11 protein-coding genes are annotated in these 16,858 nt (G+C 68.4%); 3 read left to right on the forward strand and 8 right to left on the reverse strand.

What is annotated here, in order from left to right:
* Nucleotides 1-94: 94 nt before the first annotated feature.
* The 3 genes from OG707_RS41510 to OG707_RS41520 form a co-directional block, all read right to left on the reverse strand.
* Nucleotides 95-3,457, reverse strand: coding sequence for a tetratricopeptide repeat protein (locus OG707_RS41510; RefSeq protein WP_329127364.1), 3,363 nt, complete (start codon nt 3,455-3,457; stop codon nt 95-97).
* The gene (locus OG707_RS41515; protein WP_329127365.1) at nt 3,454-3,930 is read right to left on the reverse strand and encodes a hypothetical protein; all 477 of its coding nucleotides are present in this window, start codon (nt 3,928-3,930) and stop codon (nt 3,454-3,456) included. The genes OG707_RS41510 and OG707_RS41515 overlap by 4 nt, the downstream gene beginning before the upstream one ends.
* A 93-nt stretch (nt 3,931-4,023) precedes the next feature.
* The gene (locus tag OG707_RS41520; protein ID WP_329127366.1) at nt 4,024-7,338 is read right to left on the reverse strand and encodes a hypothetical protein; all 3,315 of its coding nucleotides are present in this window, start codon (nt 7,336-7,338) and stop codon (nt 4,024-4,026) included.
* Nucleotides 7,339-7,780: 442 nt separating this feature from the next.
* On the opposite strand from OG707_RS41520, the gene OG707_RS41525 reads away from it, so the two are divergent.
* Both OG707_RS41525 and OG707_RS41530 read left to right on the forward strand, forming a co-directional pair.
* A complete protein-coding gene (locus OG707_RS41525; protein ID WP_329127367.1) occupies nt 7,781-8,398 on the forward strand; it encodes a DUF6461 domain-containing protein in 618 nt (205 codons plus the stop codon).
* A 658-nt stretch (nt 8,399-9,056) separates the two neighbouring features.
* Nucleotides 9,057-9,389: a WhiB family transcriptional regulator gene (locus OG707_RS41530; protein WP_329127369.1), complete on the forward strand. Its 333-nt coding sequence runs from the start codon at nt 9,057-9,059 to the stop codon at nt 9,387-9,389.
* A gap of 477 nt (nt 9,390-9,866) precedes the next feature.
* Here OG707_RS41530 and OG707_RS41535 read toward each other — a convergent pair whose 3' ends face one another.
* The 5 genes from OG707_RS41535 to OG707_RS41555 all read right to left on the reverse strand — a co-directional run bounded on the left by OG707_RS41535 (nt 9,867) and on the right by OG707_RS41555 (nt 16,013).
* A complete protein-coding gene (locus tag OG707_RS41535) occupies nt 9,867-10,895 on the reverse strand; it encodes a hypothetical protein (RefSeq protein WP_329127370.1) in 1,029 nt (342 codons plus the stop codon).
* Nucleotides 10,892-12,040 (reverse strand): hypothetical protein, encoded by a 1,149-nt coding sequence (locus OG707_RS41540; RefSeq protein WP_329127371.1) that lies wholly within the window; start codon nt 12,038-12,040, stop codon nt 10,892-10,894. Before OG707_RS41540 ends, OG707_RS41535 begins: the two co-directional genes overlap by 4 nt.
* 139 nt (nt 12,041-12,179) lie before the next feature.
* Nucleotides 12,180-13,871 (reverse strand): TIR-like protein FxsC, encoded by a 1,692-nt coding sequence (locus OG707_RS41545; protein WP_329127372.1) that lies wholly within the window; start codon nt 13,869-13,871, stop codon nt 12,180-12,182.
* 223 nt (nt 13,872-14,094) lie between these two features.
* On the reverse strand, nt 14,095-14,814 hold the full coding sequence (locus tag OG707_RS41550) for a hypothetical protein (protein WP_329127374.1): 720 nt from the start codon (nt 14,812-14,814) through the stop codon (nt 14,095-14,097).
* Entirely contained in the window at nt 14,811-16,013 is a 1,203-nt protein-coding gene (locus tag OG707_RS41555) for an NADAR family protein (protein WP_329127375.1), read from the reverse strand. The genes OG707_RS41550 and OG707_RS41555 overlap by 4 nt, the downstream gene beginning before the upstream one ends.
* Before the next feature lie 151 nt (nt 16,014-16,164).
* On the opposite strand from OG707_RS41555, the gene OG707_RS41560 reads away from it, so the two are divergent.
* Nucleotides 16,165-16,677: a hypothetical protein gene (locus OG707_RS41560; RefSeq protein ID WP_329127376.1), complete on the forward strand. Its 513-nt coding sequence runs from the start codon at nt 16,165-16,167 to the stop codon at nt 16,675-16,677.
* Nucleotides 16,678-16,858 lie beyond the last annotated feature (181 nt).

Raw genomic sequence — 16,858 nt, forward strand, 5'->3', positions numbered from 1 at the left:
CTCTGCCCGGGCTGTTAGCCGGAAACGATGCCGTCCGCCTGGCCGTCAAGCGCCGCAACTTCTTCCAGCTCACTGACCCCCACGTCTCGCACTCTCACATCCCCAGTACTTCGTATACGGCATCCATGGTGGCTTCTGTCTGGGTGACCCTCCTGATGCGATCAGCCCTGGCCGTGGAGCCGAGCTCCTCGAGCACGGCGGCGTAAGTGATCAGTGCGTCTCTCAGGTCGTCCGCGTACTCGTGCGGCGCGTACGCGGCCAACTGCACGAACAAGGCGACCGCTTCCTTCAGCGCGGCCTCGGCCTGCGGAAGCCCGCTGCCCCGGGCGGTCCTCAGTCGGCCCGCTCCCGACAGCGCTTTAGCGATGAAGGGGCGGTAGAGGGCCGGGTCGGCGGGGGAGAGGCGGCGCAGGTTCTCTACGACCTCGTCGGCCGCGGTGAGTGCCTCCTCATACCGCTCGCCTTTGACCTGCAGGCTGTTGAGCCTGTTCACGGACACGGCGAGATGCGGCAGATGGGTCGCGGGATTGGCTGCGACCAGGCGCCAATAGAGGGCCAGTGCCTCGCGCGCTGCCGCCAGTGCCCCGTCCTCCTCAGTGTCGGCCAGCAGACTGCTCAGGTTGACCAGGCTCCTGGCGAGGTCCGCCTGGTGGGCCTCGGAGCCGCTTGCGGCCAGCCGCCGGTGGATGGCGACCGTCTCGTGCAGGGGCACCAGCGCCTCCCGCAAGCGCCCAGCGGCCCGCAGCTGGGTGGCTGATTCCTCCAACAAGGCGATGAGACGCTCGAGGTGGGTGTCCGGGTCGGCTTCGGCCAGTCGCCTGCGCACGTCGATCGCCTCCCGCAGGGCGGCCAGCACCTTGGGGCGCCGCATGCCCCCCAGCAGGGCGCACAGGTTGTCCAGGGCCAGCGCGAAGTCGGGCAGGTGGGCGGCGGGCTCCACCTCGGCCAGTCGGCGGCCCACGTCGACCGCTTCTCGTATCACCTGCGACGCCTCGTCCAGACGTCCCCGGCGGGCGAAGACGGCACTGAGGTTGTTCAACGACTTGGCGAGGTCGGGCTCGTGGGCGTCGGGGTTGACCGTGGCCAGCCGGCGAAAGAGCGCCACGGCCTCCTCAAGCGTCGGCACCGCCTCATCCAGCCATCCGGCATCGACCTGGTAGCTTCCGAGATTGTCCAGGGCCGTGGCGAGGCCGGGTTCATGGGCATCGGAGTTGGCAGTGACCAGTCGTCTTGCGGTGGTGACGACCTCCTCCAGAGTCAGGGCCGCCTCCTGCGGCAGTCCGAGTTCCCGCAACCACAGCGCCCGGTGGCGCAGCGCCCGGGCGAGATCGGGCAGGTAGGCGGAGAGGTTCCGCTCCGCGACCAGCTGGAGAAGCTCGATGGCACTGTCGGCTGCCGCCAGCGCGTCCGTTGGCCGCTCCAGGGCGGAGAAGATCATCCCGAGATTGTCCGACGCGGTGGCGACCGGGACGATGTAACGCTGCCGGGTGGCATCGTCGCCCTGGAGCAGGATGGCTGCCGCCTCCATCGTGACCTGCAGAGCCTCTTGTGGCCGTCGGCGCCGAAGGAGGGCGGAGCCCACGTTGATCAAGGCTCCGGAGAGAATGCTGGGGTCGCTCTGCGGATCGGCCGCCGTCAGCTCCCGCGAGATCGCCGCGGCCTCTTGCGCCACCGCCAATTCCTCGACCTCCCTGCCCACGCCGGGCAGGTAAGCGCTCAGGTTGACCAAAGCTCCTGCCAGGCCTGCCCGGTGGGCCCCGGGATCGGCCTCTGCCAGCGAGCGGAACATAGTGGTGGCACGCTCCGCAGAGGCCACCGCTTTGTCGGCCAGACCGGCATGGGCGTAGCGCGCGGAGAGATGGCTGTGCAGGATCGCCCGGTCAACGGCAGATTCGGTGTCCGCCAGGCGGCGGTGGGTGAGGCGCTCGGCCACTGCGGCGATGCCCGCGTCGAGGTCGATGTGCCGGCCTGCGGGCAGGACCGTGTCGATCGATTCGAGGACCCCGAGCAGGCTGCCGTCCAGCACCTCACCGTCCGCGATTTTGGCCAGGGCGCCGAGCCCGGCCGAGCCCGCGTCCAGCGCGATTTGAGGATCGGCCTTCACCACCGGGTACAGGTACCCCTCCCCGACATGCGGCCAGCGGTCCGCCGCTGCCGCGAGGTGGGCGACGGTCCGGGGCGTCCAGGCCGGCGCCGCGCCATCCATCCCGCGGCGCAGGACCGCGGCGGGAACGGAAGCCGCCCAGGCGTCCGACGGGTACCCGGTGATCGGGCTGCCGGGCAGCATGAGAGCGACGAAGTCCTCTGCCAGGCGATCGGGCAGCAGCGGTTCGAAGGAGTCGACGCGAGCAGGGTCTGCGGGCGGGTAGCAGACGCCGTGGTCCAGGAGGATCCGCTCGGCGGGTGCGTGCGGCATCAGCCGTTCAATGACGCTCCTGGCGGTCCGCCGGTCAGCGGGTCCGATCAACGTGGCGGCGAACACCGCGCGCGCCATGTCCTCGTCGGAGGTCCTAAAGTCGAGGCCGTGCCGGGCGTTCTCATACAACTGGCGCCAATTCTCGTGCTCCCGATCCAGCAGATAGACCGTCCGGCCGACCATGTCGGCGGGGGCACGGCGACCGTGAGCCGCCGCGTCCACCGCCACCAGGGCGGCCATGTGCACCACCAGCGTCACCCCGAAGTCCGGATCGTCCAACGCATCCGCAGGTGTGATCGCCCGAGGGTTGTCGATCTGCGGGTAGTGCCGGGCAAAGCACTCGCACGCCGCTGTGAACATGCGCTGGCGCGCGCTGCCATCGTCGGGCAGCGGCGGCAGAAACTGATCGGACGTGTCGATGCTCTCCCGGAACTGGCCGAGCTTTCCCCGCAGTGCCGGCCATCCGGTTGCCGACCGTCCGATCAGCAGCACCCTCGCCGGGACGGAGTGGCGCAGGATGCGGTTGTGGAGCAGCCAGCTCAGGTCCGCCAGGGGCCAACGGTCCGCATAGTCGACCAGCAACAGGACCCCGGTGTGCCCGTCGAGACGCAGGTCCTCGCCGGCTTCCGCCGGCGGGTGGGCGTCGGTGCCGTGCGTCGCATCGACCACCTTCCAACCCGCGCCCAGGGACTCGGCGGCCAGCAGGTTCGCCAGACGCGTCTTTCCCTGGCCGCCCTTCCCGTGCAACCACCGCACCGAGAGCCGCGGCCCGGTGTCCCGCCACGTGAGCAGCCCCTCCAACTCGGCTGCGCGGCCCGTGAAGTCGACGATCTCCGCGCGTGCATCGAGCATCCGGCTGGGCTGGGCCCGCAGCCACGGCGACTCCAGGCCCGTGCGCCGACGGTGGCCGAACAACAGGTACACCGGCCTGCCGTCGCCGAAGACGTGGATGTCCGCGCCGATGCACCCATAGCCGAAGCCGTTCTCGACGTGCACGACCTGCTGGACACCGGCCGAATCCCCGGACGGCACCTGGGTCATTCAGCCGCCTCGGGCTCGTCACCGACGACGACCGAAGGCGCGGTCGGCGGCTGCTCCGGCCCGTGATGGACGATCACATTCCCGCCGAGCGAGGCGAACACCCGCCCGCGATCACGGGCGATATTCGTCTGTCGCTGCTGCCATACCTGTTGCGCCGACGGCAGTTGCTCCTGGACCTCGCGCACCAAAAGCTGAAGTTCCTCCGCCGCATCGGGATGCTGCCGCAGCAGGGCCGCGAGCTGAAGCCGCCAGACCGGAACCAGGTCTTGGCGGACCGCCTCCGCATCGTCGGAGCTCGCCACCAACGCGGCATGCCCATCCAACTGCCCATCAATGGCAGCTCGTTGAACGTCATCGGCGCGGCGGAACAGTCCGGCCATCCGTGCGCGCGCCGTCGACCAGCCGTCGGTGGCCATAGCAGCCACCACCGTTGTCGCCCCGCTCATGGCCAAAGCAGCCACCTCATCGAACACGACGCTCCCTCGCCATCCTCAATCGGATCCCGCTCCCGCGGCCACGCAACGTATCGCCACCCACTGTAAGTTGTCCCCCGCCGCGCCCTCCCCTCACCGCGCAACCCCACCATGAGACGCCACCTCGCCGTCGAGCAGGGCGACCACCAGCGCAGCGAGCTCGGCCCGGCAAAACACCACGGCCGCGAGCCATTCCGGGGTTCTCGTCCGCGTCGCCAGCAGGCCCGCGATGTGGCGGCGGCAGAGCGCAGGATCGATGGCCACAGCCGCAAGCACCAGCGCCCGCACCTCGCGCTCCTTATTAGCCAAGCTCCGCGAACCGAGGCTGCCAAAGGCTTCCTCCAACAAGGCGACGGCCGCCTCCTGCTCGCCGTTACGGGCCAGCGCCTCGGCACGGGCGGCGAGCACCGGGATCCGCGAGTTTGCCAGCGCATCGTCCGCGCGATGAAGCATCGCATCGGCGCGATCCGGACGGCCTATGCGCGCGGCCACCTCCGCCACGGCCGCCCCTTGCTGCGCCCGGGCGCCCTTCGTCGCGTCCGTCCATCCCTCGGCGGCCCGCCGGGCCAGATCGAGGAGGCGCTCGACATGGTCGTTCCTCCCCAGGGCGGCCGCGATCTCCGCGACTCTGAGCAATGCCTGCGCCCTGTTCGGCACCGTCACCGACAGCGCCTCATACTCGGCGGCGGCGAGATCTCCCCCGACCGCGTGCTTCACCGCCGGTCCCGACTGGTCGCTGAACATGTCGGGCATCTGGATCCGGTCGGCGAACCTCCCGGCCCACTCCAGATCCCCGCTGCGCAGGGCCGCCGACGCCGCAACGGTGGCGGGATCCTGCTCCAGGCCCCTCCGGGACCTGGAGACCGAGGTCTTGGACACGGACCGGGCCACGGTCAGCAACCGCTCGGCCAGGGCGAAATGGCCCGCCTCGGCGGCTCCGATCGTGGCCTGTTCGAGGGCGAAGACGTAGCTTTTCTCTCCGGCGTGCGAGGCAAACTCCCGGGCGAGGGCGTGGTCTCCGGCGCGTCCGGCACCCCGCCCCAGGATCGCCGCGATGCGGTGCACCGCATCGGCGTCACCGTTCGAGTTGGCCAGCGCGAACAGCGCTCCTGCCTGGTCGAACCGACCGTGGTGGGCCACGGCCTCGGCCACGGCCAGGGTCTCCCAGAAATGGCCCGTGCCGGGTGTGTCGAGATCCCGCAGGATCCGTTCGGCGCGGCCCGGACTCCCGCATTGGGCCAGGGCCACGGCGAGATCGACCCGGCTGTCCGAATGATGGCGCGGACCCTCGATCGAGGCGGCCGCCCGCACGGCGTTCTCCAGATACACCGACGCGGCATCGGAGTTGCCGCCCTCGTGAGCCGCCTCGGCGCAACGTATCAGCGCGGACAACCGCACCTGCGGCTCCACGAGGCCGTCGAGCAGATGCCAAGCCTGAGCGGGGAGGTCGAGCAACTGGTACAGATGCGCCACGCGGGCGGCCCCCTGCCCGCCCTGCCCGGCCGCCTCTTCCACCAGACGCAGGCACAGATCTCGATCGGGCACACGCGCCGCGGCCTCGGCGAGGCCAAGCACGGCCAAGAACCGTTCCCGGACCGCTCGCAGCACGCCAGCGTCCGTCGCCTCCGCCACAGGAGCGGGCAGCCTGGCCAGCATCCGCTCCGCGACCCGCAACAGCGCGCCACCGGCCTTGAGCCCCTCCTGGTGGGCGACCCCCCGCGCGAACTCGGCGTACACACGAATCTGCGCACCCGCACCCTGGGGCCGGGGAAAGGCAACAACGCACTCCTTCGCCCCGCGCACCTGGGCCGAGCGGGCGGCTATGCCGACGAGGGCGTCGTCGCTTCGCCCGCTGGTGCTGTGGGCAAGGCCCTCGGCCATCCCGAGAATCCGCAGGGCGTCGGCGCGGTCGCCGATCTCCAAGTGGGCCTCGGCCACTGCGGCCAGGGCCACAGCCATGAGATCCGTCCCGGGGCTGGGCGGTGCGACACACGCGAGGTGCTCCGCCTCCCGCAGCAGCTCCAAGGCCGTCGTCCGCGCACCGCACGCGTGCGCGGTGCGGGCCAGGCCGGCCAAGGATGGAGCGCTCCAAACTCCGCCGCCCGGATCGTCGAGGGCGATGGCCCGGGCTCGAGCGACGTAACGGCGGGCACGCTCGGTGTCCCCCCGGCGTGCGGCCACCTCGGCCATGCCCGTGTACGCCCGGACAGAGTGCCAGATCACCGATGCCAGGCACTCGGCCCAGGACCACTGCCCCTGCTCGGCCCAAGCCACCGGGAGAGCCGCCGGGAAGCCGAAGCTCACATGCCCCGGACGTTCGGTCAGCCGATAGCGGCGCATGGCCAGGACACACGACTCACCCAGGCTGTCCGCCTCCGTCGCCGCCAGGACGTTCAGGACATCAGTGATTTCCTGCCAGGCAGCGGCGGGGTGACCAGCCCGGCGTTGCCATAACGCGATCCGCTCGGGCGAGGGGAGGGCGGCCAGCGCGGCGATATCCGCGCCCGCGACGAGCACCGCGGGGTAATGGTCCAGGAGATACGCCGGGGTGTCGTCCGGCCAGCCCCGACGGGCGAACTGTTCGGCCCAGGCGTGCAGAGCGCCACGATGCCGCTCGGTCTCGGCGTGACCGATCGCGGCGAGGGTCTCTCGGCGCACGTCGTCGGCGAGGTCGAACCGCTCCTGAGACGAGTCCGGGTCGCCACGCGACGCCAGTACGCCAGAGGGGGCCCTCCGCAGCACAGCCCGCACGTCGTGCGCATCCATGCCGCCGCCTCGCGCGGCGATGACCGCTTCGAGGTCATCCGCGCTCAGGGGGCCGGCGACGGCCAGAGCCCCCAGCACCGTCCGGGCATCACCATCCGCCAGCACGGTGGCGAGGGGGCTCGCAGACAACAGGACACGAGGGCAGCGTTGTTCGTCTCGCAGCGGGTGCGACCGGGGCACGGCCCCCGGAATCTCGGGCAGGGCGCGACTGAAGAGCAAAACGTGACCGTGGGAGCCCGTCGCGGCAGGCAGCAGGGCCGCGATCGGGGGCGACTCATGGTCCCCGTCGAGGCCGTCCACGAGCAGCAGCAGGTGTCGGCCGCCCGCCTCGGCCCGCGCGCAAGCACGGGCCCAGAGGCCGTCAAGCGTGCTCGCTCTGGAGAGCGGCGCAGCCACCTCGCCCAATATCGCCGTGAGCTGGTCGTGGACTTCCTGTCGAAACCGCCTTGTCTGCCCGCCGGAGGCGCCCGACGCGAAAAAAGCGACGACGTCGACATTCCCCGGCGGGTGAGCGGCGAGCCGCTCGGCCAGAGCAGTCTTGCCGGACCCGGGCGGCCCGATAACCCAGCGGTAGGACTCGTGGGAGCACGCGAACGCTTCGAGTTCCGCCAGTTCGCCGACCCGCCCGCGAACGTCGTCCATCAACTCCCCCTCGCCAGGAGCCCCAGAGGACCACCCTCGTCCCCACGCTGACAGAAAACACTGTCAACGGCCAGGGCTAAGATCCCCTACGGCCGGAAGCGGCAGCCCTGATCGCCCGCAAGTCGGCCTCGGAAAGCGGCTGGGCAACCCCGTGCTGATGGACCCGGGCAACGACCGCGGCCCCTCGCCTACAAAGCACGCCGGGCCGGGGGCGCGTTGATGGAAGTAGCTCTGGCCTACACCTCGCAGTGCTGCCCGCGGCACCAGCCCCGAACGCCCACCCGGCACCAAGAACCCACACCCCGCCACAACGTCGGCATCACCGTCAACCGCCCCGAGCCCTTTGAACAGTCGGGAGAACAAGCGGGGCCGATAGCCGGCCGTGACGAGCTGCGGTGGCTGGACGGTGGCCTGTCAGTGGCGCCTGGCACCATGGCCACCCATGAACGCTGAATTGGCCGAACGCTCCTGGCTCCGCGACTTCCACTGCGGCTTCCTGCTGGAGGGCTACACCCTGACTCTGGTTCGCGGGCTCACTCCGCGTGAGTACCTCGACCGCATCGGCGCCCAGCCGCAAGAAGACTGTGACGGCTTCGACAAGTTCATCGCCCGGGACAGCGAATTCCAGGACGATCAGGACGACTGGGGCGACCGCATGTTTGTCGGCGCTGCTGTGGTCCACCACGAAGACGCCGACTGGGTCCTGGCTCTCGAGATCAACGGCGGCATCGAGATCCACACCGATGCGATGAAGCACGCCACTCGCGGCACCCGCGGCGTCTCGCACTTCCTCAGCCCGAACGCCATGTCCCTGTTCTCCTGGTGGGAGGACGGTGAGCTGCGCACTCGCTTCGAAGGTCCCCTCCATCGAGAAGGCAGCACACCCGACCACCTCCTCGACCTCATGGGCCAGACGGGGTTCGACCTCGAAACCGGCACCTACGACCTGGAGAACTACATCGCACTCGCGGAAGAGCTCACCGGCGTCCACCTGACCGCGAACATGCTGGAATACGGCACCTACTGCACAGGCATCGTCGAGATCCCCACCGAGCGCTGAACCGGTGTCGTCATCGACGCGACCGACGCACGACACCCGCACCAGCCTCCCGAGCCCCGCGCACGATCAGCATGAGATCGGCTGCAAGACCATACGGAAGGCGCATCGCGAACTCCCCGCAACGGTCGCCCCTCTGGACGCCTGAGTCCTGGCGCGGACACTGCAAGATCCCTTCACGTCTGATCCCGAGCCTTGGCGGAAACGACGGCTCAGATGACGACTGCTTCCACACGAGGTCGACAGCGTGAGTGACATCAGGTGCTCCTACTTCTCAGCGCCATTTACAGCCTCTCAGGACCCGGACCGCTGCTGAGATCCGTCAACATCCGCTCTTCCTTGTGCCCTACGGAGCCAGCTGAGGCACCACGCAGCACGTTCCCTACCGCTCAGCGTCGACCGCCTTGTGTCGAGCCTGCCATCGCAGAGGACCATGGCCCGAGCCGACTACCAAGCGGGTTCCGCAGAGCGCCGGGCCACTCCCTCATTCCTGCACAGGTGGAGTGGCTCCACCTGTGTGCCTCGCACTGGAGTCCGGGCAGGCACCCGATCTGACCGCCGTAAACCCAGGGCATTCCCTGCCGCGTACTACCTGTCGTACCGTCGCGTGACGTGCCGCCTGCACGGGGGTCGTGGCAGGCCGGACCGGGGGAGGGGCACCATGGCGGTATCCGAAGACAACGGCTGGGGTGAGCAGGCGAAGTGCCTGACGGCCGATCCGGAGGACCTGTTCGTCGAGGGCGCCGCCCAGAACCGGGCGAAAGCCCTCTGCACTGGGTGCCCGGTGCGCACGCAATGCCTCGCCCACGCCCTGGACAACCGGATCGAGCACGGAATCTGGGGCGGCATGACCGAACGCGAACGGCGGGCCCTCCTGCGCCGCCGCCCCCTGGTGACGTCCTGGCAGCGCCTGCTCCAAACCGCGCAGAGTGAGCACGAGCGCAGCACCTCAACCGGCCTGAATGGCAAAGACAGCCAGTCCAGGGCCAGCTGAGAACGGATCTTCGACCCTGACCGCTTCCCGCCGGGTGCTCCGCACGGCCCGGCGGACAGGGATTGCCACGTGCCTTTCGGCTGGGACTGCGAGGGTGTGGTCTCGCCTACCGAGTCGGTCTGATCCACGGCTCGAATCCCCGGCCGGGAGGCCGGGGCTTGATCGCCCACTTCGGTTGCGCCTGTAGTGCAGGGGCGGCTGACATCCGTCTATCGACGATTCGCTCTCGTCCGCGGCATCGTCGATAGACGGATGTCCGCGCTCAAGGGCTGGCATCTTCTGCGGAAGCTCCGCTGCAGCACCCATCGCATCTCCGACACCAGGGAGGCCGTCCTCGTCTTTCACAACGCGTCAACGTGAGGTTGGAAGACTCAGTGACGCGACTGCTGTGACGCGCCGACAAGGAGGAAGTCAGTTGCCCCGGCGCGCAGACGATGCCCGGGCCCTGTCGTGTCGGCCTGCAAATACCGGTGCCGCTCAGCGGGAGTAGTCCGCAAGCGTGAGGAGCAGGTGCGCCGACTCCACACGCACGAAGTCCGAGTGGGCTCCCGCAGGATTGAGACGACGGCCCCGGGCAAACACGTCGGAGGCGTCGACATTCACGAAACGGTGGTCGAGCCAGGAGAGTGGGTACCGCTCGTCGGCCGGCAGGAGACGCGTAGAGAACGGGGGCGCCGGGGCAGGTCCGACCCCCGAGTGCCCGATGCCGGGCTGCTGTTCAGCACGCAGGTGCCAGAATCCGGTCGCCCGGTCGTGGCGGGAAAATGTGGCCACCACCGGGCCGCTCAGGGGAGCGCCGTCGTGTGCCTCGCTCGGCAGGACGTGGGGAAACAGCGAGAGGAACGCGTCGCGCCGGGCCGCCATTTGAAAGAGCAACATGCTGTCCGCGGTGAAGGGGCGGTTGGTCGGGTGGGTTGCTGTGCTCCAGCCAAGGGTGTCCTCGAGGTGGGCGTCGGCCGCCCACTGCACCGCCTCGCACAGGAACCGGCAGCCGAAGGAGTGCCCGATCAGATGGAGATATTGGCCGTCGCGGTTGGCCAGGACGGGCGAGGCCGCGGGATCGGCGCGCTCGCCATCCAGGTAGCCGAGGATCCGGCCCAGAATGTGGGCGGCGTGCCCGTTTCCGTCGCGGGACCCCATCGCATGTGCCCGGTCCCGGATCCGGCGATAGCCGGCGGGCGTGGCCCGGCTTGAGGAGGGCCAGCGCACCACAACACACCACGGGTTGTACCCCTTGGCTGTGAGGGCCGGGTACTGGTCCGGTGCCGCAGCGAGGTTGCTCTGCGCCAGGGCCAACAGCCGTGTAGCTGTGCGCACGGCGGAGGCGGGCGAGGTCTGCCACCCGTGCACGTAGACGAAGATGTCTGTTGCCCACGCGGGCGGGGCCACGTGCTCCGCGAAGTGCGCGCGCAGCCTGTGGCCGGGCACAGGCACTCCCGAGTCGGCGTCGAGCAGCCAGCCCGTCTCATCCAGATCGAGAGTATCGACCACAGGGGGGTGGTTCATGTGGTGCCTTCCCTCGCCCGGACGAGACGGGCGTCCATCCCACTGTGCAACCCGTACGCGAAACCAAGCGGGTTGCGGTAGCGGGTAGCGAAGTGCCGGGCCAGATCGTTGGTGATGCTGCCTGCGGTGACCCCGCCGCGCAGGTACCGGGTAACGAACTCCAGGGCGTACTCCGCGGCGAACGCCTGCGGCATGGCAATCTGAGGTCCCAGCACCCCCTCCGCGCCGTGGTCGATGAGCATCCGCCCCAAAAACGAAGGGTCCGCGTTCGCCCTGATGATGCCGGCATGGCACGCGTTGAGCAGGACCAGCGGCCGGAAAGAACTATGACGGTGCGCCGCACGCAGCTCACGGACGCTGTGTCCGTCGAAGGAGACCCCGTCCTCCAGCCTGATCACCAGCACAGGCGGTTCGGGCTCATTACTCAAAAACTCGCCATGGCACCAGAAGTACGTCAACTGCTCGTCGAAGTCCGCATCCCCAAAGTCACGAACAAGCTCGTCATACGTCGTGCGGATCGTGCACTTGGCATCCGCGGCCAGCGCCTTGGCGACGTCATCCGCCCGCGTCGCACGACCCACCCGGGGGTCGTGATTCAGGCTCACGACCGGCTGGAGCAGCGGGGCACGGCGCGGACCGAGCCACGCATAAGCGGCTCCGGTGTGCTCGATCTGGTGCCGGTAGCCAAGAAACCGCGAGAACACAGTATCCAAGCCCGCGGCAGGCTCAGGAGAATCACCAGAGATACAGAGCATGGACCAGGGCAGATGCAGATCAGAATCGAACCGCACCCGAAGCCCATCGCGCAACAGCGCAGAACGCAGATAGGAGCGGAAAGCCTCGGTCTGGACGTCATCTCCACGCAGCAGGGTGTCGAAGAGCAGAGACTCACCGCTGCGGGCCAGATCGCTCACCGCCTGGCGCAGAGGGTCCTCCGGTTCGGTGCTCAGATCGGCGGACGATGCATAGGGACGGTTCCGGACTCGCAGCGCCCGGCCTTGTTCGTCAACCGGCTGGAAGTCGACGAACCTCTCCTTCCAACGTGCGCACAGCCGGGCAGCCGCACCGTGGACCTCCTCGGGCCGCGCGCTCAGGTCGGCCTTGTGCTCGGTGCCCTGGAGCGAGGGTAGGGAGGTCCCCGACATGCGCGCCCGAATCCTGCCTCCACCCAGGACATCGAAACTCACCCTCAGGTCAGGAGGTTCCGTCTCCAGGTGCGGCAGGAAACGGAAACCGTCACTGGGATCCTGGACCACACGCGTGGTCAACGTACGGGGCATCGGGTCAGGACCTCCCCCGCCCAGCCCGGGTCCCCTCGGACCCAGCGACATCCACGTACGTTTCCACCTGCTGCAGCACGACGCCGGTGTCGTGGTGCACGAACGTGAACCGAATCCGATGCCGGCCGGGCTCTTTAGCCAGGAGAGCGAACTGCGCCAACTCCGCGGCCCCGGGGCCGTAGGACGCCGTGGCGGGAGCAACGTCCGCCCGGCTCAACGGCACGGCCACGACGTCCAGCACAGGCCGCACGTCCGGACGCACCCACAGATGCGCGGGCTCCGCCACCAGCTCCACGGCCAAGCGCACCGGAGTCCCCGTACGGGGATCGTCGTCCACGAGCATCACATGGGCCCGAACACGCGCGGCCGACACCTCCTCGGGCTCCTCCCGACTTTGGCCGCCAAGCGAGGCCGCAGCCGCCAGGGCAGCAGGACCTGCTTCAAACGGCAGTGCGACAGGTGCCGACCAGCGCCCTAACGGACCGTTCAGACGTGGCCGTTCGGCGATGCGAGCGCTGAGGGGCGGGTAGACCGGCGCAGTCCTCAGGTACTGCTGGGCAGCCGCCTCGGCGATCTGCGGTAGCACCTGCGCGAAGTCTTCGAGACTGGACACGCCTTCGACCGCAGCCTGCTCGGCGCCAGGGCGCACCTGCAGCGTCGACGGCAGGGCCACCGCCAACTGCCTGCTGAGCGACTCCTCCACGGCCGCGCTCTGCAGGTCGTGAGGATTTCGCGGAACAACGACACTCACCCAGGGTCGATGAACCCCGAAATCGGCAACCCGGGCACGCCGGGCAGGGTCCTGGAGAGCCCAACGGTCCACCAGGAGCACCCCAGGCCGGGTGGGACCCTGCTGTTTCCCACCCTCGTACGGCGCCTCCTCATCGAGAGAGGAAACCGTGACCTGATAGTTCAGCGAATGCCCGATGTCCTGGGCGACGAACGCCAACGGCCGTGCGGTGGACGGGTAATAGGGGTTCCAGTCGAGGGAACTGTGGCCGTAGTAGGAGGAATCTCTACCCTCCGGCAGGTCGTCCACGGTCGGCGCAGCCACGGTGACGTGCATCGCCCGGGGACTCATACCCCTCCCGAAGGCGCTGGGCGCCTTGCGATAGTCCAAGGCGCGACCCGGCGCGATCTCGGTGTCCTCGGCGACGCTCACGATGCGCTTAGCCAGCTCGTAGACTGCGCGCTCGTACTCTTCCGCGAAGGCACGGAGCTTGATCAGCCCGTACAAGCCGTCGGAGACGTAGCGGTCCCCGAAGTCACGGTGATTGAACTGCAACCGCTCCGCAGGAGTGGGGAGTAGGTGAGAGGGGACCGGAACCCACAGGGCCGGGACAATTGCCTCGGCGGGCCCGGCGGTCGTCGCGCGATGACGGATGGCCCGCTGCTCAAAGGCATGCCATTCCTTGCCGCATAACTCACTGTCGAAATAACGCGGCGAGAACAACGGCACGAACACCCGACAGGTGGCCAGAACTTCACCCAGCTGTTCGGACCAGTCCTCACCCGCGCGCAGCTGCCGGTCCATGAACCCGGCAGGCGCGCCTGCCGGCAGGTTGGTCATCGCCAGCACGTGGGCGCAGAGATCGCCGTAGAGCCGCTCCACCCACATGTCGGGGTCCATCGCTCCAGCCCCGCCACGGGGTGTGTGCGCATAGCTCAGATAGAAATAGGGCCTGTGATCGGCCATGCGCGGCCCCGCTGTTCCTGGCACACAACCCCCGGAGTCCCATGAGCGTTCCAACTGGAAGCCCAGCATAGGAAGGGAAGCCGTCTGCTGGGAATGGTTACTACGCCGCAGCAGGAGAGAGCTCGGGTCCCGCACAGCTAAGCGGTCGGCTCCGGAAGTCCTTCCGGGCTTGATCAAACTGCGAGTGGTGGTTGACCAAGCGCTCGGCTACTGGCGGGAGGGGTTATTCCGACCGTGCAGTATTCCCTCGGTTGATCTCGGGTTCGGTCGGGTCTGGGCCTGGCGAGAGGCGGGCCGCTCCCTCGGGCGTGAAGGTGAAGCCGTCTGTGAACAGAGTGCCCCCGGCTCGGATCGCCCAGAGGACGGGTTCGGTGCGGAGGCAGGCCGTCGGTGAAGTTGGACTCGGGGAGAGACCATTCCAGAGGTGGAAGCAGACGAGGGCATCGTCACGCCGGTCGGTCGCATAGGCCAGCGTCTTGGGGTATCTGGGGTTGGTGCCCCCGAAGAGGACCGAGGGCTCGCCGAACGCCGTGACAACGTCGCTGAGGTGACGATCCTCGCGGCACCAGGTCTCGCCGCTGTGGCGGAGCATGGCGTACTCAGCCGCGGTGAGGGTTCGATCGAGGGCCAGCCATCCCTGACGATGTGCGATCTCGGCGTATACCGAGGCCATGGAGCCTTCGTGCGTATCACTCCAGAGATCCTTGAAGGCGCCGCTCACGCCAGTGGAGAAGAACGCCTTCCGGGTTCGGAGACCCTCCAGTTCCTCCTGACATGCCTCCTCGGCGCTGTCTGCGAACGCCACTGCGTCGAGGTAGAGCCTGATCCCCATCTCGCCGCCATACATTCCCGGGCGACGCAAGGCGCTGTTCAAGTGCCTGACCAGGTAATCGAGCACTACTTGGACGGAGCGCTCACCGTTGTGGCCGGTCGAGTCGGTCATCGTCTGCTCTCCTGTTGGTCCTCGGTCCGGGCGGCGAGGTACTCGGGCTGCTCGGATTCGAGCGGCGGGCGGCCTTTTACAGGCCTGTGATGCCGGCCCGCTGTGCCTGTAGCTCCGAGCGGACGAGTTCGAGGAGTCGGCCTGCCCAGTTGCGGCCGCGTCCGGCGTTGTCCCCCCCAGAAGCCCGAGTCGGCGTCGTCGTAGATCACGGTGGCGTCGTTCGTGGTCAGCAGGATCTCGGCCAGGTCGGGGTGCTGGTGATACTTCGCGCGCAAGAGGTCCGTCATCACCGCGGCGCGGGCTTGCTGCCAGCCCTCACGCTGTGCTGCCGCGGTCGCGGACTTGCGTGCGGCGGCATGGGTCTCTGCCGTGGCGATCGCGGTCCGGACCTCGGGGTCAGCGACTGACAGCGCCCAGTAGGCGTGGGCGGCAGATGGGTAGCTGACCTCGCCGACGACGATCGGGGCCGGGTAGTCGTTGCGCAGGCCCCGGAATCCCGGGGCATCGACCGGTTTGCTCGGATACGTGTGGTACAGCTTGATCGCCGGGGCGAAGGAGGTCACTGGTCCGTCTGCCGGGACGTGTGTGGCCCGTTCAGCAACCCATCGTGCCCGTTCCTCGAAGTAGGCGACGGCCCTGTCGTAGTCCTCCTGCATGATCGGCCCCTCGGCCGGGATGTACGTTTCGCCGCCGGGTCCCGCCACCAGCACCCGCAGCGGCCAGTCTTTGCTGTCCATGTCGCCCAGTGCGTAGCGGCGCTGCGAGATCGGGATGGCCAGGAAGGCGTTGCGGGCTGCGGCGCGGTTTGCCTCGGTCCGGTCGGCGAGGAAGGTGTCGACTGCGGCGAGGCACCGACCTGTTGAATCCGGGCGCCCGTTCAGTTGGTCGATGGTGTCGCGTATCTCGGCGACCAGCAGGTCGGGGGTGAGGTGGCTGTGGGGCTCGCTGAAGGTCCAGCTGGCCAGTTCGAACGCGGATGCCTTGGCGCCGTCGGGCAGGGTGGTGGCTACCCAGCCGCTGTCGAGCTTGTTCTGGAACTCCTCAAGGGTGACCAGTTCCCAGCAGTCGATGAGCCCGTCGGCGTAGATGAACAGGTCGGTGAGGAAGTGCGTGCCGCCGTTGCGGATGAAGGCGTGGCGCCAGGTGCCGGGTATGCGAACACCGTCCACCGTGCGGTGAGTTGTCTTGTTGCCGATCATCCGGCAATTGTGTCGCAGCTGCCGCTGCGGGGTCGGGGAGTTTCCGATGGGACATGCGCTGGGGTGCTGGCTGGCGGTACTGGCGGCGGTGGATCCTGGAGCGGACAGAGACCACCTCCCAAGGCCAGCTACACGGTGCAACACTGCATCCGTGGATGACAGGGCACGCTATGAGGCGCAACTCGACACGCTGATTGCGCTCATTACCTACATGGCTCTTACGAGATGGCGTAGTCGCTCCCCCAACGGCCTCTCAAAGGATCTTGGACTAGCTGAGGACGTTGTCACTCGCGCGTTGAACGGGTTTCCTGGTTTGTTCCGCAAGAGTGCGGACTTCTATCCGACTGACGCTGGGCCCCAACACTCCTTCACCCTGCATGCGCGCTATGCGCGGCGCCGACCTCGGGAGGAGAACTCCACCCCCAACCAACCAGTTGGTGCACCCAACGCGGCATCCCTCAGCGACCCCGAACCCACTCAGGATGGGGCGGGAGAGGAATTGGATGCTGAAACGCTCCGCGCGCTCCTCGACTACGTGACCGAACGCGCAAGGGCCGAGCGGGATACCCGTTTACACACCCAATCGATTCGGTGGCTGCTGGCCGGAGCCATCACGGCCGCCCTTGCCAGCCTGGTAGCAGCGATCATCCAGGCCCTCCGATAGCCGACCTCCTGGCTCCGACGACGCACCGGCAGTCGCTTTGCGCGGTTAACGACGCTGGCCGTGCAACGGTGAGTTGGACGCGCAGGCGCGCCCAACAGCAGCAACCCTCTGTTTGATCCCATCCAGTCCATGCAGGTCAGCCTCGCGCGGAGGACTAACTCCCTTGGGGCAGGGCGCAGGT

This window comes from Streptomyces sp. NBC_01465, assembly GCF_036227325.1.
Lineage (GTDB): Bacteria > Actinomycetota > Actinomycetes > Streptomycetales > Streptomycetaceae > Streptomyces.